Annotated in this window: 19 protein-coding genes; 13 read left to right on the top strand and 6 right to left on the bottom strand. The window is 43.5% G+C overall.

The window, feature by feature from the left end; genetic code table 11:
* Positions 1 to 116 (top strand): zinc ribbon domain-containing protein (locus ACP7AE_RS12200; RefSeq protein WP_140412993.1); only part of this gene is annotated, 116 nt, incomplete at its 5' end.
* A gap of 107 nt (positions 117 to 223) precedes the next feature.
* Positions 224 to 1,465 (top strand): nicotinate phosphoribosyltransferase, encoded by a 1,242-nt coding sequence (pncB, locus tag ACP7AE_RS12205; protein WP_426243357.1) that lies wholly within the window; start codon positions 224 to 226, stop codon positions 1,463 to 1,465.
* Positions 1,466 to 1,477: 12 nt separating this feature from the next.
* Here pncB and xseB read toward each other — a convergent pair whose 3' ends face one another.
* The 3 genes from xseB to ACP7AE_RS12220 form a co-directional block, all read right to left on the bottom strand.
* On the bottom strand, positions 1,478 to 1,723 hold the full coding sequence (xseB, locus tag ACP7AE_RS12210; protein WP_201604854.1) for an exodeoxyribonuclease VII small subunit: 246 nt from the start codon (positions 1,721 to 1,723) through the stop codon (positions 1,478 to 1,480).
* A 62-nt stretch (positions 1,724 to 1,785) separates the two neighbouring features.
* Complete coding sequence (xseA, locus tag ACP7AE_RS12215) at positions 1,786 to 3,300, bottom strand: exodeoxyribonuclease VII large subunit (RefSeq protein WP_426243359.1); 1,515 nt, start codon at positions 3,298 to 3,300, stop codon at positions 1,786 to 1,788.
* A 213-nt stretch (positions 3,301 to 3,513) separates the two neighbouring features.
* Complete coding sequence (locus ACP7AE_RS12220) at positions 3,514 to 3,882, bottom strand: hypothetical protein (RefSeq protein WP_045446124.1); 369 nt, start codon at positions 3,880 to 3,882, stop codon at positions 3,514 to 3,516.
* A 314-nt stretch (positions 3,883 to 4,196) separates the two neighbouring features.
* On the opposite strand from ACP7AE_RS12220, the gene ACP7AE_RS12225 reads away from it, so the two are divergent.
* From ACP7AE_RS12225 to ACP7AE_RS12235, 3 genes are all read left to right on the top strand, one after another.
* Positions 4,197 to 4,856 carry an alpha/beta hydrolase gene (locus ACP7AE_RS12225; protein ID WP_087815651.1) on the top strand — a complete coding sequence of 220 codons (660 nt, stop codon included), beginning with the start codon at positions 4,197 to 4,199 and terminating at the stop codon, positions 4,854 to 4,856.
* A 128-nt stretch (positions 4,857 to 4,984) separates the two neighbouring features.
* The gene (gene zapE / locus ACP7AE_RS12230; RefSeq protein WP_426243361.1) at positions 4,985 to 6,085 is read left to right on the top strand and encodes a cell division protein ZapE; all 1,101 of its coding nucleotides are present in this window, start codon (positions 4,985 to 4,987) and stop codon (positions 6,083 to 6,085) included.
* Between the two features lie 189 nt (positions 6,086 to 6,274).
* A complete protein-coding gene (locus ACP7AE_RS12235; RefSeq protein ID WP_270894216.1) occupies positions 6,275 to 6,919 on the top strand; it encodes a nitroreductase family protein in 645 nt (214 codons plus the stop codon).
* Here the strand turns inward: ACP7AE_RS12235 and ACP7AE_RS12240 are convergent.
* Positions 6,914 to 7,051, bottom strand: coding sequence for a hypothetical protein (locus tag ACP7AE_RS12240; protein ID WP_426243364.1), 138 nt, complete (start codon positions 7,049 to 7,051; stop codon positions 6,914 to 6,916). The two genes, ACP7AE_RS12235 and ACP7AE_RS12240, sit on opposite strands and share 6 nt — an antisense overlap.
* A 59-nt stretch (positions 7,052 to 7,110) precedes the next feature.
* Between ACP7AE_RS12240 and ACP7AE_RS12245 the strand changes: the two genes are divergently transcribed.
* From ACP7AE_RS12245 to purF, 8 genes are all read left to right on the top strand, one after another.
* Complete coding sequence (locus ACP7AE_RS12245) at positions 7,111 to 8,406, top strand: NAD(P)H-dependent glycerol-3-phosphate dehydrogenase (RefSeq protein ID WP_193011029.1); 1,296 nt, start codon at positions 7,111 to 7,113, stop codon at positions 8,404 to 8,406.
* 84 nt (positions 8,407 to 8,490) lie between these two features.
* Positions 8,491 to 8,949 (top strand): SixA phosphatase family protein, encoded by a 459-nt coding sequence (locus ACP7AE_RS12250; RefSeq protein ID WP_426243366.1) that lies wholly within the window; start codon positions 8,491 to 8,493, stop codon positions 8,947 to 8,949.
* A gap of 230 nt (positions 8,950 to 9,179) precedes the next feature.
* Positions 9,180 to 10,436 carry a type II secretion system protein GspL gene (gspL, locus tag ACP7AE_RS12255; RefSeq protein ID WP_426243368.1) on the top strand — a complete coding sequence of 419 codons (1,257 nt, stop codon included), beginning with the start codon at positions 9,180 to 9,182 and terminating at the stop codon, positions 10,434 to 10,436.
* A 65-nt stretch (positions 10,437 to 10,501) separates the two neighbouring features.
* Positions 10,502 to 11,077: a type II secretion system protein GspM gene (gspM, locus tag ACP7AE_RS12260; RefSeq protein WP_426243370.1), complete on the top strand. Its 576-nt coding sequence runs from the start codon at positions 10,502 to 10,504 to the stop codon at positions 11,075 to 11,077.
* A 183-nt stretch (positions 11,078 to 11,260) separates the two neighbouring features.
* On the top strand, positions 11,261 to 11,806 hold the full coding sequence (locus ACP7AE_RS12265; RefSeq protein ID WP_426243372.1) for a DUF4870 family protein: 546 nt from the start codon (positions 11,261 to 11,263) through the stop codon (positions 11,804 to 11,806).
* Positions 11,807 to 11,988: 182 nt separating this feature from the next.
* On the top strand, positions 11,989 to 13,023 hold the full coding sequence (locus ACP7AE_RS12270; RefSeq protein ID WP_426243374.1) for a quinone-dependent dihydroorotate dehydrogenase: 1,035 nt from the start codon (positions 11,989 to 11,991) through the stop codon (positions 13,021 to 13,023).
* A 136-nt stretch (positions 13,024 to 13,159) separates the two neighbouring features.
* Positions 13,160 to 13,657 (top strand): CvpA family protein, encoded by a 498-nt coding sequence (locus ACP7AE_RS12275; RefSeq protein WP_045446136.1) that lies wholly within the window; start codon positions 13,160 to 13,162, stop codon positions 13,655 to 13,657.
* Positions 13,658 to 13,974: 317 nt separating this feature from the next.
* Positions 13,975 to 15,510 (top strand): amidophosphoribosyltransferase, encoded by a 1,536-nt coding sequence (purF, locus tag ACP7AE_RS12280; RefSeq protein WP_055124190.1) that lies wholly within the window; start codon positions 13,975 to 13,977, stop codon positions 15,508 to 15,510.
* Between the two features lie 276 nt (positions 15,511 to 15,786).
* Here the strand turns inward: purF and ACP7AE_RS12285 are convergent, their stop codons facing one another.
* A complete protein-coding gene (locus ACP7AE_RS12285; RefSeq protein ID WP_087815638.1) occupies positions 15,787 to 16,152 on the bottom strand; it encodes an AzlD domain-containing protein in 366 nt (121 codons plus the stop codon).
* Entirely contained in the window at positions 16,142 to 16,873 is a 732-nt protein-coding gene (locus tag ACP7AE_RS12290; protein ID WP_426243376.1) for an AzlC family ABC transporter permease, read from the bottom strand. Before ACP7AE_RS12290 ends, ACP7AE_RS12285 begins: the two co-directional genes overlap by 11 nt.
* Positions 16,874 to 16,926 lie beyond the last annotated feature (53 nt).

The raw sequence follows: 16,926 nt of genomic DNA on the forward strand, positions 1-16,926 counted from the left end.
AAGGTAGATCAGCGCTTGGTATAAGAGTATGGTTTTGTCGTTCTTGTAAAACGACCCATAACAGAGACGTTAATGGAGCAAAAAACATTCTCGCGGTCGGGCTTGGCCGTCTTTAGTAGAAATCCCCCTCCTTTGAGGGCGGGGAGGAAGTCAAAGTTATGTATACCTATTTCGTCGCTGGATTTGTTTGGCGGCTTTTCATTTTTGTATTTAAGGCTGTAACATGACCGTTACTCATACCTCTAAACCTTTTGAACCTATTATTACCTCTTTACTTGATAATGATTTATATAAATTTACGATGCTGCAAGCCATGCTGCATCAGTTTCCACAGACACATGGTGTTTATCGCTTTCGCTGCCGTAATAACAAAGACACGCTGTATCCATTGGCTAATATTAAAGATGATCTAGAGCAGCAATTAGACAATTTATGTGAATTACGATTTTTAGAGGATGAACTAGAGTACTTACGTGGTTTGCGCTTTATGCGCTCAGACTTCGTTGACTATCTAGAATTGTTTAAGTTGAAACGTCGTTTTATTACCGTCAGTACGGATGATAAAGGTCGCTTATTTATCGATATCGAAGGGCCGATGATTCAAGCGATGTTCTTTGAAGTATTTGTACTCGCCATCGTTAATGAGCTGTATTTTGACGCGCTATCGAATGCCAGTGTGATTGAAGAAGGTCAGCGCAGATTGGATGAAAAAGTCACATTGTTGCATCAATATGCGATAGAGCAGGCAAAATGTGATGCTAATACGCCGCCATTAATCATCGCTGATTTTGGTACTCGTAGACGTTTTAGCAAAGCTTGGCAAGCCCATGTGGTTGAGACCTTGCATAAAGCTGAACCAAAAATAGTGAGCGGTACTTCCAATGTGTATTTAGCGAAAAAGCTCAGAATGACACCGATAGGTACGATGGCACATGAGTTTATGCAGGCATTTCAGGCTTTGGATGTGCGTTTACGTGATTCACAAAAAGCGGCGCTTGAAGCGTGGGTGCATGAGTATCGCGGCGATTTGGGTATTGCGCTGACCGATGTCGTTGGCATGGATGCGTTTTTACGCGATTTTGATTTGTATTTCGCTAAGCTGTTTGATGGTTTACGTCACGATAGCGGCGACCCGTATATCTGGGGTGATAAGGCGATTGCTCATTATAAAAACCTTAAAATAGACCCAAGAACCAAGATTTTAACCTTTAGTGATGGCTTAGATTTGGATAAAGCTTGGGATTTACATCAGTATTTTAAAGGTCAAATAAAGACCAGCTTTGGTATTGGTACCAACCTCACCAATGATATGGGTATCAGCCCGATAAATATCGTCTTAAAGTTGGTTGAATGCAATGGGCAGCCGGTCGCTAAACTGTCAGACAGTCCAGGCAAGACCATGATTAATAACGACACGTATCTTGCCTATTTGCGCCAAGTCTTTGAAGTCGACGAGCCTGAATAGAATTGACTTAACTTAACTGTCGCTATTCTCTGTTTTATCTTCTTCAGCAAAAGCGGCATCTAGTGCTTGCTGTACGGCATTGATACGGGTTTCGCAAACGCGATAAGCAGCAATTGACTCTTCCACTGTGGTCATCAGATTATCAATATCTGGCTCATCTTGTTGCTGTAATTCAGCGGCATTGGTTTTTAGAATATCATAAGCGGCCTTAAAAGTTTTTGGGGCGGTTTTTTTGCGTTTGCGAGTAGGGGTTGTCATAAGGTTTCCTAATTTTAAAATAAAGTCTTTGATTAAGTTGAATCGACGGTAGGTTGTACTTCTTATTTATTAATGTTTACGTCAATAATCTGTGCTTTTGCTTTACCGTCCTTTAAGAGGATGTGCACCGTTTGTTCTGGATGGAGCTGCATACCGCTGGTCAGTATCTGCTTGTCTTTTGCATCAGTAAGCATGGTATAGCCTTGCTTGAGCACCCGAGAAGGGCGATGCAGGAGCACAATATCACGCAGATGTTCGCTACCACGCTGTGCTTGTATTAATTGCTGCTGTGCCGAATGTATAAGCGTTTTTTGGTTATTTTGACTGGCACTAGCAGCCACTGTTAACTGCTGATAGGCCGCTGCTTGAGTCTGCGCGCGCAGATCGCTTATTAGTCTTGCTGCTTGCTTGACCTGTCGCTGAGCGCTTTGCTGAATACTACGCCACGCATAATCACTGTCTTTTTGCAGCGCCGTTAATTGACCAATCGTTTGTGATTGTATTTGGCTCAACTGGCGTGTCGTTTGTTGTTCAGCGGTGTTTAATTGACGCTGAGCAGCTTGTTTGATTTGCGCTTGGTATTGCAGCGTTTGAGTGACGAGCTGGGCTAAATGCGTCATGATAGCGGCAATCACCTTTGATGGGGTATCAAAGCTAGTATGCGCCACTTCATCTAAGATAACTTTATCACGCTCGTGACCAATGCCAACCCAGACAGGGATGGGCTGCTCGGCAACCAATGCTGCCAATTCATAATCATTTAGATAGGCTAAATCACCGACCGCACCGCCGCCACGAATAATGACTAATAAGTCTGGCAGGTGCTCATAAGTATCAAAAAACTGCTGCTGGGCGTTAACGATGGCTTGGCGGATTTCGCTTGGCGCATGATTACCCTGAAAGGTAGCGTTATGATAATGGAAATGACAGGCACCTGTGCGCGCCAAGCGATCAGCGTCGGCTTGAAAATCACCTAATCCAGCGGCTTTTTCAGGGGCAATGACCAGCACATGCTCAATATCAAATGGAACAGGCAGCTGTTGATTCAGGTTTAATAAACCTTCTCCCGTCAAGCGATCGACCATCTCTGCATATTGCCGCGCCAAGTCGCCTAACGTGTAGCTAGGGTCAATATCTTCAATAGTGAGAGAGAAGCCATATTGCGCATGGAAGCCTGCGGATACTTTGAGCAATACCGTCAAATCACGGTCAAGGGGCATGCCAGTTGCGCGCTCAAATTTTGCTAAGACGCGTGCTGCTTTAAAGCGCCAAAGATTGCCGCGGCAGCTAGCAATGACCTTACCGTCATCATCTTTTTCTGCCAGCTCAAAGTAATAATGCCCGCCTTTGCTAGATAGATTGCGAATCTCTGCTTTCACCCATACACGGTGGTTAAAGGTCTGTTTGATAACCATATCAACGGCTGATAAATAGTCACTTAACCGCAGAACGGTATCCTCTAAATTGACTTCTATATTGTTTTCTTGCTCAGCTAACTCGGCTTCCAAGGTCGCTAAATCTTTGGCAGGCGCTAATACCTTAGCTGGTTTCATATTTGACAGGTTAGGTTTGCGCATAATAATAGACCAAAAGTGAGGGAGCTTAAAAACGGGCTGTTTATAGAGTAAGAGTCATAAAAAATCTGAAAGGGTAGTTTACCCCAAAAGCGAGCACACAAAAAGAGAAGCCAACCAGTCAGCGACTAATATATTCTTATCGCTGATTGGTTGGCTAAATACTTTATTAAATAACAAGCCGCCAAATAAGTGCTTTATGAAATAATAATTATTTTATTGGCAACGAAAGTTGATTTTATACTCGTAATCGTCGTCACGTGATAAGTTCGGCGAGCCCGTACCAAGGATCGTACCGAGGACGGCACTGGCTTGCCCAATCATCCGACCGGTATTTTCATCTAAAATACCGTTATAAGTGACTTTGTCATCGACGATAATAACTTGCTTACCTCTGCAAGTCTTTTGTGCGCTGTCTATCGCATTTTGCTGTGCTTTTACTTTGCTATCGGCGATGCCAGTCGTCTCATAAATAGAGTTGGCACGCTGGATAACTGGTGATGAAGGCGTAGTTTGGCAAGCACTTAGGGCGAGTGCTGCCGCCAAAGTAGCAGTCAGTGCAGCGGTTTTATTAATAGTATTCATAAACGATTCCTAATGTCTGTCAGTCATACATAAAGTTGAATATCACAGCAAAGTTGAGGATACGCCATGCACGTATCCGTCCATAGGTGGCTCAACAACTATGATGAATCTACCCTATTCGGCTCTGGGGTGTCTAGTCGGTTATTGTGTGCGGTATTGCAGAGACCGCACATATTCATCATATATTCATAGGCGACGTTTACTTATGATGAGCGAAAATGAAAATAAGCGGTACTATGACACAGCAAATCACTTGAAATATAAACCATATCTAGGATAATTGACCTATTCATTTTTAATCAATAAGTAATTTTATGCCATTAATTCCTGCTCCTGCTGGCGTGCTCGAAGTCGACGCGCTTTGGCAACAAGACAATCCTAACAATCCAAATACTGATACAGTGGCGTTACTGTGTCATCCCAATCCGTTATTCGACGGCACGATGAATAATAAAGTGGTGACGACGATGTATCGCTTTGCTCGTGATAATGGTATGCACGTGGTACGCTTTAACTTTCGCGGTGTCGGGCAGTCGACTGGCGAGCACGATTATGCGGATGGTGAAGTCGTAGATGCAATGACCGTGCTACAATGGATTGCAGAGCAAACCAATGCGCGCAAGTTATGGTTGGGTGGTTTTTCTTTTGGCGGTTATGTGACAGCACGGGTGGCTGAGCAGGTACTTGAAGCCCCTCATATTTGGGGGCTAGGCGATTTTGAGATTACTAAAATCGCCCTTATTGCTCCATCCGTTGAAAAAAATAACAGCAGTGATATAAGCTTGCCAGCCGATAAAACTTTTGAGATTTATGGCAATGCTGATGAAGTGATTGACCCTGATAATATGCAAGCATTTGCGGAGCGATTAGGAATTGCTGTCAGCGTTGTAGAGGGCGCAGGGCACTTTTTTCATGGACGTCTGTCAGAGTTGAAAGGCTTATTAGAAAAGCATACCTTTGGTAGCGACGCTTAGTTGTTACCTAGTAATATTAGGATAGAGAACCGCTATCAAGTCATGAGCTCTGATCGCTTTACTTTGACGAGTTCATGCAGAATCAACCATTACCTTACTATTTATTTTGTCTAATGATGAGTCGTATTATGAGTTTATCTCCATTGCAACGTTACGAGCAAGCCGTCAGTACAGATGAGTTTACTCGAGATGAGCAGCAATTTAAGGCCATGAGCTATCTTGATGAGATACATCATCAGCTCATCAATAGTGCGCCACAGAAGAAAAGCTTTTTTAGCTTTTTAAAGTCCAAGCCGACAGCACCAACGGGGTTGTATATGTGGGGCGGGGTAGGTCGTGGTAAAACATGGATGATGGACATGTTTTATGATTCATTGACCATTGATCGCAAGATGCGTCTGCATTTTCATCATTTCATGCAGCGCGTTCATCAAGAGCTAAACAAGCTGCAAGGTGAGAGTGACCCATTAGAAAAAGTCGCCGACATCATTTATGCAGAAGCGGTTATTATCTGTTTCGATGAGTTCTTTGTTTCTAACGTTTCTGATGCCATGATTTTGGGTGATTTATTTACCATGCTGTTCAATCGTGGTATTACATTGGTCGCCACCTCAAATATTGAGCCATCAGGATTGTATAAAGACGGCTTACATCGTGACCGTTTTATGCCCGCTATCGCTGAAGTGGAGCGTCATACTACGGTGATGAATATCGATTCTGGCATCGACTATCGTTTGCGCGTATTGCAGCAGGCAGAGCTATATGAATCGCCTATGACGAAAGCGAATCATCATTGGTTAGCCAACCGTTTTGCCAGTTTATCCAATAACCAAAAAATCAGTAATGAGCCGATTACGATCAATGGTCGCGAAATTAGAATTAATGCTCGCACTGAGGATATTTTATTCTGTGATTTCCGTCATTTATGTATGGAGCCACGATCAGCATCTGATTTCATCGAAATCGCCAAGCAGTTCAGCACAGTATTGGTCAATGCCGTGCCTGCCTTAGACGATGACTTACGTGATCCGACCCGTCGGTTTATTTATCTGGTTGATGAGTTTTATGATCGCCGTGTTAAGTTGCTGGTTAGAGCGCAGCAGTCGATTTTGGATCTATATCAAGGAGAGAAATTGGCGTTTGAGATTGAACGGACACGCTCGCGCTTGCTTGAGATGCAGTCAGAGGATTATCTGCGCATGGAGCATCGGGTCGATGATGTGGCATAATCAAAGCCTCTTCATAGCCGATGATAATCTACAAGTTGTCGATTAAAACACTCATGGTTTTTCATTCAAATCACTCACACTCAATATTGATATATATTCGTTTGACATAACGTGTTTTTTGACAGTATTGAGAGCAAACCAAAGCATTGGTTTTTTGCATAAAAAGATAATAATAAATAAGGAGCAGTAATGACTACATCCGACGAAAATGATAAAAAACTGTCGACCAAAGATATTAGCACAGACAGTATGCCGATTAGCAGTGAAGAAATGATTGGCTGGATCAATTCAAGGCGCAGTATGGGTAATTTGGATTTGCCCGCACCCACACAGACCCAAATCGAAACAGCGATTGAGTGTGCGGCGACAGCGCCAGATCATAAAAAACTGCGTCCATGGCGTTTTATAGTGACACAGGGGGATGCCCGTCATGAATTGGGCAATGCCTTGGTCGCAGCGGCTCAAGCCAAAGCGGTGCAAGAGGGCGAAACGCTGTCCGAAAAGGACATCGCAAAAACTCAAGCCATGCCACTAAGAGCGCCCGTCATCATCACGGTTGTCACAAAAATACAAGCGCACAAAAAAGTTCCTCCTTTTGAACAAATGCTAAGTGCGGGAGCGGCTGTACAAAACCTGATTTTGGCGCTAAAAGCCCAAGGTTTTAGTACAGTATGGCGTACGGGACTACTATGTAATGAAGCTGCTGTTAAAACATATTTTGACGTTGGTCCAGATGATTATGTGACGGCTTTTGTTTATACTGGCACCAGCCCCAAAAATGAACCCGCCCGTAAACCGATTGATATCGAGTCTTTAGTGCGATTTGAGTCATAATATATCTAAGCGCTGTTTAGTGGCGCTTTTCTCTTGACGAATACCACTCTCTAAAAAGACAGTCGGTCGTGTAGCAAAAAGATAGATAGCCTCAATACTCAATACTCTAAGCTCTAAAGCGTCATAAGTCATGATAAATAAACCATGATAAATTCTATTAATAATAAATCAGCCAATACGGATAACAGCAAATGACCAGCCCTAATGATAGCAACAAAGACATCAGTAGCGATAATACTGAGGTGAATACGAATGCCCCTGAAAAGCAAAACAGTCTGCTGGCAGGTATCATCGAACGTGCTACCAAATCGGGTATTGGTCGTAAAAAACTCAATCCTAGCGCGGTAGAATCAGCAGTGGCAAAAAACATGGCGGATATTCACAGTAATCCTACCAAGCTACGTTTGGCGTTTTTAGGCGGTGGTAGTTTTGGTACAGCAATGGCAAACTTGGCTGCACGCAATGGCTGTGATACCACGCTGTGGGTACGTAACAAGCGTACGGTAAAGGCGATGGTAAAAACGCAGACCAATAAAAAATATTTACCAGGTTATAAGCTTGATGACAGCCTTAAGTACAGCCATGACTTGGCAGCAGCCGTCAAAGACAAAGATATCGTTTTTATCGCTGTGCCTGGTTTGGCTTTTCGTGAGACCCTAAAGAATATTGCACCATTTATCAGTGGTCAGTCTATTGTGTCATTGACCAAAGGTATGGAAAAAGATACTTTTGCCATGATGAGCGACATTATTAAAGATGAGCTACCTGAAGTGAATTTTGGTGTCATGTCGGGGCCAAACCTTGCGATAGAGATCATGAAAAACATGCCATCGGCGACCGTTATCGCCAGTGAGTCTGAGCCATTGCGCCATGCCGTACAAGCCGCGTTACATAGTGCATTTTTTCGAGTGTTTGCCAGTGATGATGTCAAAGGTGTGGAGCTTGGCGGTGCGCTAAAGAATATCTATGCGATTGCCATGGGAATGGCGGCGGCCTATGATGTCGGTGAAAATACCAAGGCAATGATATTGACTCGTGCTTTGGCAGAGATGAGCCGCTTTGGGGTTGAGGCGGGTGCGAATCCGCTTACCTTCTTAGGATTGTCTGGTGTGGGTGATTTATACGCCACTTGTAGCTCAGAGCTCAGTCGTAACTATCGTATCGGCAACATGCTCGGTCGCGGTATGAGTATTGAGGCCGCGGTGAAAAAACTCGGTCAAACGGCTGAAGGGGTTAATACTATTCAGCAAGTGCATGAGAAAGCTACCAAGCAAGGCATCTACATGCCTATTACCCATGCATTGTATGCGGTCATTTATGAAGATAAAGCAGCATTAGGTGTGGCGTTACATCTCATGGAAGCGGGCTTCCGTAGTGATGTTGAATTTGTAATGGCACATGATCATAGTAATGCGGCGCTAACTGCGCAGATGAAGACGTCAAGCGATAGCACTGATGATGAAAGTGGCGATACTGACAGTAAGTAAAAATCCCAATGTTAAATGATGACGTTGTTCTAAGAATGATTATTCTGCAAACAACGTCATCATGACAATGCATAAAGGAAGGTTATGAAAATTATACTAGTACGTCATGGTCAAGCAGAAGATGAGTCGCGCCCAGACAGCGCGCGCCAGTTAACTGACTTTGGTCAACAGCAAGCAATGCAGACGGCAGAGTATGTGATGACTCACTATCATCCTGATTATTTTGTCGTCAGTCCCTATGATAGAGCACAGCAGACGCTAGCAGCATTTCAGACGCGCGCGCCCAAGGTTCCAGTAATCGTACAGGAAAATATCACGCCTTCTGATGATGCGCGTCAAGCCTTAATAGATATTGCGAATATTGACGCTGAGTGTCTGGTAGTGGTGTGTCATATGTCTATCGTTGCTTATATCGCTGGTTTATTAACCGGTGATTATCCTGAATCATTTTCTCTTGCAGAAGCAAGGGTGTTTGAGATGGACTTTGTAATGGCAGGTATGGCAAAAGAGATTGATCGTTTTGTGCCTGAGCAGCCGTATTGAGATTAGGTCGAATCGTCAGTAATACTGTTGGCACTTAGTCTATTGATGCTTAGTGGTGTTAAACTGGCTAAGTAAGGGTTGGCTACTAAAATTTCAGTCGCCAATACATCAGGTTTTAGCTATTACAGAAGAACAATGATGATAACAAACCAACCTGCATCAGCATGAGATTGTCTGAATCCTATCTTATCCTACATTTAAAACAGCTTTAATAATTAAGGACACGCTTAGTGTTACATGTTTGGTTACGAGCGCAGCATAGCCCGCTAGCTGTCTGGCATGAAGATATTCAGCAATGGCAAACGGTTGATGGTTGGCAACAGCTGCAAACAATCTATGGTAATTATAAAACCAATGCACAGAAGACTTTGTGTCTATACTTTCCATCAAGCCATATATTGCAGATAGATACTGAGCTGAATGCGACTCAGCTTAAACAACTGGGCAATAGCGGCAAGCAATACTTGTTTGAAGAGACATCCTTGACCCCTGTCGAGCAATTGGCGATTCGGCAAATCAGTGAAGCCGATAATCACCAACTGTATGCCCTGGCGCAAAGCGATATCGAGTCATGGCAGCAGAGTGCTAAGCTCGCTGGCATGAGCATAACGGCGTTACTACCTGATTTTTTATTGCTGCCAACGCCAGATGAAGGGGCAGGTCAGCAAGTAACACTGTATCAAGATGAGCAAACCATGCTACTGCGTCAGTCATTGCGACAAGGTATGGCTGTCAGTTATTTACCCTTGATTTTTGAACGTTTCCCGCATTTAAGTGAAGTAAATATATTGCCGCCCATAACGGCTTTAGATGATTTTTCAAAGCCAACAAATTCGTCAATGCCCACGAGATTTATGGCACAAACGGCCGCGCTTGTTGCAGATCACCAGTTATTATTAACCACATTGACCACGCCGCCCAAGCCTGTTGACAGCCCTGAGCGTCACGCGCTTAACTTCTTTATTAAATCAACGGACTCAAAGCTTTCACCGTATTTGCGTGTGGCAGCGATGATCGCGTTATCGGCACTGGTATTACAGATGGCGACCGATGGCCTGCAGTGGTATCAGTATAATAAGGCGGCGGTAGCGACCAAAGCTGAGATTGCGGCGCAGTATCAAGCTTGGTTTCCAAATGAGCCATTAAGCTCGCGCACCAAACTGCAAGTGCAGTTGCAACCAAAGCTGCGCAGTGATAGCCAAGCACCAGCTTCTCATATGGCAGCATTGACTCGCATATCCCCGTTAATCAAACAGTCTTCACTGCGGGCGCAAGCGTTAGTGATGCAGCCATCAGCGCTCAGCTTTACCTTGATTGCCCCTGATCGTAATAGTCTTGATAAGTTTACGAGCACACTTGTTGCGCAGGGTTTAAATGCCAAGCTTGCACAGGTAAACAGTAATGAGCAAGGGCAGTTTAGTGGTCAAGTTACGGTGAATGTCGTAGAAAATAATGACACGACGCAAACCAATGTAGCGGCATCATAATTTATTTGCCAACTAGGCAGTGGTAATAAATAGGCAGTGGTAATAAAAGTCAAAAAGGTTGGAAAATGAAACGATTGCAGCGCCGCACCAAACGTAATAACATCACGCCAGAGACCAGTGACAGTATTGGAACCAATGTGTTGTCAACGCGTGTAAATAATTTTCAACAGATGCTATCTTTACGTTGGCAGGCACTTTCGCCGCGTGATCAGTTGGCATTGGCCGTATTGTCTATGTTCTTATTATTGTTTATTGGGGGCTATGGTGGTTATAGTATTCATCAAGCGGCAAATGACAGTAAGCGCGACTATCAAGAGCAAGTGGCGGATTACTTTTGGTTGCGTGCCCAAGCTGGCAATATCGATAGTAATGCGATCAATGCGGCAAACACGGCGGATGGTGAAGCCGCCATGCCACCTGCCAATAGTATCAGTGCATTGTTAAACAACTCAGGTATTGCCAACGCCCAAGTCGTTGCGACGGGTGATGCCGTGCAACTGAGCTTCAATCATACCAGTCAAGCGGTGGTCAGCACCGCACTTGGCAAACTCGAACAGCAAGGTTGGCAATTCAGTCAGCTATCGATACAGCAAGACTTGGTTACCAAAGCCATTCAAGTACAAGCGACTGTCACCTCATAAATCGATATGCTGTGGAAACTGGAAGTATTTTAATTCTTGTCTATTGTCGCCCCAAATTAACTGATCATCAATTTCTAAAATAACCATTTGTCATTAGTGTCATTAGTGTCATTAGTGTCATTGAAAAATTGCACGTTTGACACAATTAATTAACTATCACACAGCCAGAGATGGATATTTAAGATGAATCAATCTTCTGATCGCAAACCTGACACGCGTAGCCATCAGCAGACCAGAACTGCTGAACACCAGAGTAATGCGTCAGTTGAAGCTGCATTTGATCATGAAATGACTCAGCAAAGGCAGAGCTATGGGGCGAGTGACAATATGAGCACTGGTAAGCGCCGTTCTTTAATCACTTATAATCACATTACTTATTTTTTATACGTAATCAGCTATTTTACCGCTGGATTACTGTGGGTTGTACCGATTGTGATGAACTATGCGAAGCGCCATGACGCAGAGGGTTCGTGGTTGTCCACGCATTTTGATTGGCAGATTAAGACCTTTTGGTATAGCATCGTATTTTTCTTCTTAGGCATTATTATCATTACCTTTGCATTAGGGGGTTTTGGCATCAGTATGCTGGCTGATAGCAATAATATTGCCATTGGTTCGGTATTATTAGCGGTATTTGGCGTGCTGATCATGATTTTTACCTTCATATGGCATCTTTATCGTATCGTCCGTGGTTGGATCGCCCTGACGGATGGTCGTCCTGTACCTTAGGGACTGTAGAATACATCTGTCAGTTCCTTAGCCAATATGTAGGTATAGCTATTAGCACTCTAATACAGAAATTTAGCGCATGAAACTTTGCTCTTATTTCTGTTAAGCTGATATAATCGCAGCGCTTGATTTTATTCGCACTATTCACTCACTATTTCTTTCGAGCAGGGTCTGCCATTACTATGTCTTATGCCTTACTTCGCCCTTTTTTGTTTAAGATGGATCCAGAGCACGCCCACGAGATGACCTTATCTTTATTAGATAAAGCTCATAAAGCACGTGTTTTAGGTTTGGTATACGGTCAGTCAATGCAGCCCACAGACTGCATGGGCTTGCAATTCACCAATCCGGTCGGCCTAGCGGCAGGACTGGATAAAAATGGTGATTATATCGATGCGTTGGCTGAGCTGGGCTTTGGTTTTATAGAAGTGGGCACGGTCACGCCAAGACCGCAAATAGGCAATGATAAGCCAAGGTTGTTTAGAATCAAGCAAGCAGACGCTATCATCAATCGAATGGGTTTCAATAACCAAGGTATCGATTATCTGATTGAAAACGTCAAGCGCTGTCAATACAAAGGCAATATTGGGATTAATATTGGTAAAAACGCCGATACGCCAGTAGAGCAAGCCGCCGATGATTATGTCTATTGTTTAGAGCGTGCTTATCCGCATGCCTCCTATATCACCGTTAATATCTCCTCACCAAATACTAAGAATCTGCGTGATTTACAAAGTGGCGAGGCCTTGACTCAGCTTTTGGATACGATTAAAAATCGTCACAGCCAATTAGCCACTGAATATGGTTTTTATGTGCCACTGGTATTGAAAGTTGCGCCTGATCTAGAGCCGCTACAAGTGGATTATATCTCGCAGCAATTGCTCGATTTTGAGATAGATGGGTTGATTGCGACCAATACAACATTGAGCCGTGTTGGTGTTGAAGATTTACCTGATGGTGAGCAAGCAGGTGGTCTATCCGGTCGCCCAGTCAGCCACATTAGTACCCAAATTTTACAACAGTTCTCCGATCAGCTAGATGGTAAAGTCGATTTAATAGGCGTCGGTGGTATTGACAGTGGTGCAAAAGCCGTCAAAAAAATCGAAGCGGGTGCAGATATGGTGCAGCTCTATACGGGGCTCATTTATCGTGGTCCTGGGCTGGTACAGTCTTGTATTCAAGCAATCGGTGGCTATTACGACGCGATGGAGCTATAGCGGATTAATGTCCCTAGCTCATTACCTATCAGATACACAAGACGACTGTATTTTGAGCTGAGTCATCATAGATTAATGTGTCACAAAAACGAAAGTAAGCATCCGATAAAAATCAATAAGGTATGAGGCGTAGAACATGAGTGGTCTGGATATCGTGATTGCTATTGTTGTTTTGATCGGCTTATGGCGCGGCTTTCAAGTCGGATTGATCAAAACAGCCGTTGGTCTAGTCGGTTGGTTTATTGCCCTGATCGCTGCCACGCGTTTGGCAGGAGTAGTTTCGCCGCAACTATCAGGCATGGTACAAAACCCTGTTTTACAAATGGCAATGGCATTTTTATTGGTAGTGATAATCATATTGGCAATCATGCACTTAGTGGCATTTGTATTTTCAGGCGTGCTTAAAACCTTACGCTTGGGTGTCGTTGACAAAATGGCAGGTGGTGTACTGGGTGCTGCTAAAAATGTACTGATGGTCTTAGTTGTGCTTAGCGTCAGTGCGCCGTTACTGGTGCAAATGCCACAATGGCAAACGTCAGTGCTCGCACCTGAGCTATTGCCTTATGCCCCGATGGGTAAAGCGTTGGTCTCAGATGTGTTAGGTATGGCTTGGGATCAAGTCAATCAGTCGTAAGTATTTTTACGGTTAACCTTTAATGTCTCAATGATTCGATGCTGATAGCTTAGGTTTATGGTGCTAGAGTTTATCGTTTCTATCATATCCTCTTGGTAAGTTATCCTTGATAAAAAATTATTTAATCGCATTTAGAGATCACAAATGCCAATAAATAGTGCATTTTGTTAATAGTCAAAAGATAAATATTCGTTAAATTCTGAACAACAATCATCAGGTCGTCGGTGAGTAACAGTACGCATTTTTGATAAGCTACTGTTAGCAGTCTTGCCACTATTGTAGTACTAATTAATGAGTCAAAATAGGATATAGCTATTATGTGTGGAGTCATTGGAGTTGCAGCTCACGAACCAGTCAATCAGATTCTTTATGACGGTTTGACGATGCTACAGCATCGTGGGCAAGATGCAGCGGGTATTGTCACTTTGCAAGATGGACGACTTTATCTACGTAAAGAAAATGGCATGGTACGTGACGTATTTATGAATCGTCATATGATGAAACTGGTTGGTAAGTTCGGTATTGGTCACGTCCGTTACCCAACAGCAGGCACGTCAAGCAGTGCCGAAGCTCAACCATTTTATGTCAACTCACCTTATGGTATTACCCTTGCACATAATGGTAACTTGACCAATGCTGAGAGTTTGGCCAAGTCTTTATACATCGAAGATCGCCGACATCTTAATACCGATTCAGATTCAGAAGTATTGCTAAACGTACTTGCCCATGAAATGCAAAACTTGGGTAAAACCAAAGCAACGCCTGCTGATATCTTTGAAGCAGTCACGGCTGTATATGGTCGCGTCGAAGGCGCTTATGGCGTGGTCGCTCTGATTACTGGTCATGGTTTGCTCGCATTTCGTGATCCAAACGGTATTCGTCCGCTTATTTTCGGTAAGCGCATGGCACCGAATGGCGGCACCGAGTATATGGTTGCCTCAGAGTCAGTTGCACTGACAGGATCAGGATTTAGTATTATCCGTGATGTAAAACCTGGCGAAGCCATATTCATTGATTTAGATCATAAATTACATACCCATCAGTGTGTTGAGCAGCAAGAATACACGCCTTGTATCTTCGAATATGTGTATTTTGCCCGTCCAGATTCTATCATGGACAACATCTCAGTTTACAAAGCACGCTTACGTATGGGTGAAAAGCTGGCTGATAAAATCCTTGCTGAATGGGGCGAAGATCACGATATCGATGTGGTGATTCCTATTCCGGATACCTCGCGTACGTCAGCGATGGAGCTGGCACTAAAAATGAATATTAAGTACCGTGAAGGGTTTATGAAAAACCGCTATATCGGTCGTACCTTTATCATGCCAGGTCAACAACAACGTAAAAAATCAGTTCGTCAAAAACTCAGCGCCGTACCACTTGAGTTCAAAGGTAAAAACGTACTGTTGGTTGATGATTCTATCGTTCGTGGTACCACTTGCCATGAAATCATCCAAATGGCACGCGATGCTGGTGCGAATAAAGTATTTTTTGCTAGCGCCGCGCCACCAGTTAAATATCCAAACGTCTATGGTATCGATATGCCAGTACGCAGTGAGCTTATTGCCTCAGGTCATACGGTAGAAGAAGTACGCGATATCATCGGTGCTGATAGATTGATTTTCCAAGATTTGGACGACTTGATTGATGCAGTAAAAGATACCAAGTACAGCAAAGTTGAAGGTTTTGATTGTGCCGTATTTAATGGTTGCTACATCACTGGGCAGATCAATGAAGCGTATCTTGAGCATCTACAAGAGCAGCGCAATGACACTGCTAAGACGGGCAAAAAAGGCGTACAGATAGTGGCTGATACCCCAGTTGATATGATGGGCGTCGAAGAGCTTTAAGCTATCAATTTCTTAAAAGTGCCAGTTTTTTGCAGCACTGTTAGAAAGTAAAAGGCTGGATTCTCATAAGAATCCAGCCTTTTTTTTATTTTAAATATAGTTCAATTACAGGGTTTAAAATTATTCATATGAACTATAGTCAGAGCACTTTTAAACCGCTACGGTGTTACCCGCCCTAGATGTACTCAGTGTACTATCTGCGGTCGGTCGCCTTGTAGCGATTCTAAAATTCCTTGACTATAGAAGCTGTTATCCATTCACGTGTTTATCAATTTTCTAGTATCCACTTAAAAAATTAGTAAATACCCATAGTAAGCCATTAATGGCGGCGATGCCAACGACCATACTGACCAATAACTGACGGCTGATATGATAAACGAACAACACCAAAATAAGGGCACCAATTTGCGCCATCAATAAATGCAGTTCAGCACTATCTAGCCCAGTCGTTGCCGATAAATTTTGATAAGAAAGGCTGGTCAAAATAAGCAATACCATGACTGATAGTGGCAAGCTCTCATTGAGCCGATGCAGCCAAGGTGTGTCTAACAGCTTTCTGGGTATTAATGCAGGTAGCGCGCGGGTAATAAAGGTCACGGCGGCCATCGCAAAAGTTGCAAAAATAAGGTAACTACTGGTCATTGTTGGCTCCCGTCATATTACGCTGCGTCCAAAACCCACGCGCTAAAATCAATAGCATACAAATGGTGATTGCCACCAATAACAACCAATTGCTAGTAAATAAGGAGGCCACCGCTAAAGAAATGACAGCAATAGCAATGGGGAAATAACGTTTGATACTTTGGAACTGCTCATAAGCTAAGATTGCAAACAGACAGACTAAGGCAAAATCCAAATGTGGTACCAAATCGCTCAGAGTACTGCCGATCATGACACCAACCGTGCTCGCCAGTACCCACCAGCTTTGATTAAATAAGCTCAATGGTAGTATCAACGCTTGTCTTGACTCATTGGGTAAACTGGTCATAACAGAAAAAGTTTCATCAGTCAGGGCAAATAGGCAATAGGTTTTGGCAAGCTTATGTTCTGGTAGGTATTGCAATAATGGCATACCATAAAATACATGACGTAAATTGATAGCGGCAATATTGGTTGCGATGCTACCAATCGGTAAACCAGCGCTCAGCATCGGCAAACAAGCATATTGAGCGGCGCCCGCATACAGTACAATACTCAACATAATCGTTGCCCACACAGGGATGCCGGCAACTTGTGCCAGCACACCAAAGGCGATACCCGCAGGTAAATAGCCCATCGCCACAGGTAGGCTTTTTTTGAACCCCGCCGCCCAGTCGTAGCTGGTCTCATGCTGTTGATGTAATTCTTTTGAATGAGTAGTCACATGACATCCTAATTTTTGCTGTTTTTTGATTATTATTAATATTTTGCTGAAAG

The sequence above is a fragment of the Psychrobacter sp. TWP2-1-2 genome, assembly GCF_049896785.1.
Classification (GTDB): domain Bacteria; phylum Pseudomonadota; class Gammaproteobacteria; order Pseudomonadales; family Moraxellaceae; genus Psychrobacter.

What these genes read in the sequence shown, in the direction of transcription:
- ACP7AE_RS12240 (WP_426243364.1), bottom strand. Translation starts at nt 7,051, where the DNA reads ATGACTTATGACGCTTTAGAGCTTAGAGTATTGAGTATTGAGGCTATC.
- pncB (WP_426243357.1), top strand. Translation starts at nt 224, where the DNA reads ATGACCGTTACTCATACCTCTAAACCTTTTGAACCTATTATTACCTCT.
- purF (WP_055124190.1), top strand. Translation starts at nt 13,975, where the DNA reads ATGTGTGGAGTCATTGGAGTTGCAGCTCACGAACCAGTCAATCAGATT.
- xseB (WP_201604854.1), bottom strand. Translation starts at nt 1,723, where the DNA reads ATGACAACCCCTACTCGCAAACGCAAAAAAACCGCCCCAAAAACTTTT.
- zapE (WP_426243361.1), top strand. Translation starts at nt 4,985, where the DNA reads ATGAGTTTATCTCCATTGCAACGTTACGAGCAAGCCGTCAGTACAGAT.
- ACP7AE_RS12235 (WP_270894216.1), top strand. Translation starts at nt 6,275, where the DNA reads ATGACTACATCCGACGAAAATGATAAAAAACTGTCGACCAAAGATATT.
- ACP7AE_RS12265 (WP_426243372.1), top strand. Translation starts at nt 11,261, where the DNA reads ATGAATCAATCTTCTGATCGCAAACCTGACACGCGTAGCCATCAGCAG.
- ACP7AE_RS12275 (WP_045446136.1), top strand. Translation starts at nt 13,160, where the DNA reads ATGAGTGGTCTGGATATCGTGATTGCTATTGTTGTTTTGATCGGCTTA.
- ACP7AE_RS12270 (WP_426243374.1), top strand. Translation starts at nt 11,989, where the DNA reads ATGTCTTATGCCTTACTTCGCCCTTTTTTGTTTAAGATGGATCCAGAG.
- ACP7AE_RS12245 (WP_193011029.1), top strand. Translation starts at nt 7,111, where the DNA reads ATGACCAGCCCTAATGATAGCAACAAAGACATCAGTAGCGATAATACT.
- xseA (WP_426243359.1), bottom strand. Translation starts at nt 3,300, where the DNA reads ATGCGCAAACCTAACCTGTCAAATATGAAACCAGCTAAGGTATTAGCG.
- ACP7AE_RS12285 (WP_087815638.1), bottom strand. Translation starts at nt 16,152, where the DNA reads ATGACCAGTAGTTACCTTATTTTTGCAACTTTTGCGATGGCCGCCGTG.
- gspM (WP_426243370.1), top strand. Translation starts at nt 10,502, where the DNA reads ATGAAACGATTGCAGCGCCGCACCAAACGTAATAACATCACGCCAGAG.
- ACP7AE_RS12220 (WP_045446124.1), bottom strand. Translation starts at nt 3,882, where the DNA reads ATGAATACTATTAATAAAACCGCTGCACTGACTGCTACTTTGGCGGCA.
- ACP7AE_RS12225 (WP_087815651.1), top strand. Translation starts at nt 4,197, where the DNA reads ATGCCATTAATTCCTGCTCCTGCTGGCGTGCTCGAAGTCGACGCGCTT.
- ACP7AE_RS12250 (WP_426243366.1), top strand. Translation starts at nt 8,491, where the DNA reads ATGAAAATTATACTAGTACGTCATGGTCAAGCAGAAGATGAGTCGCGC.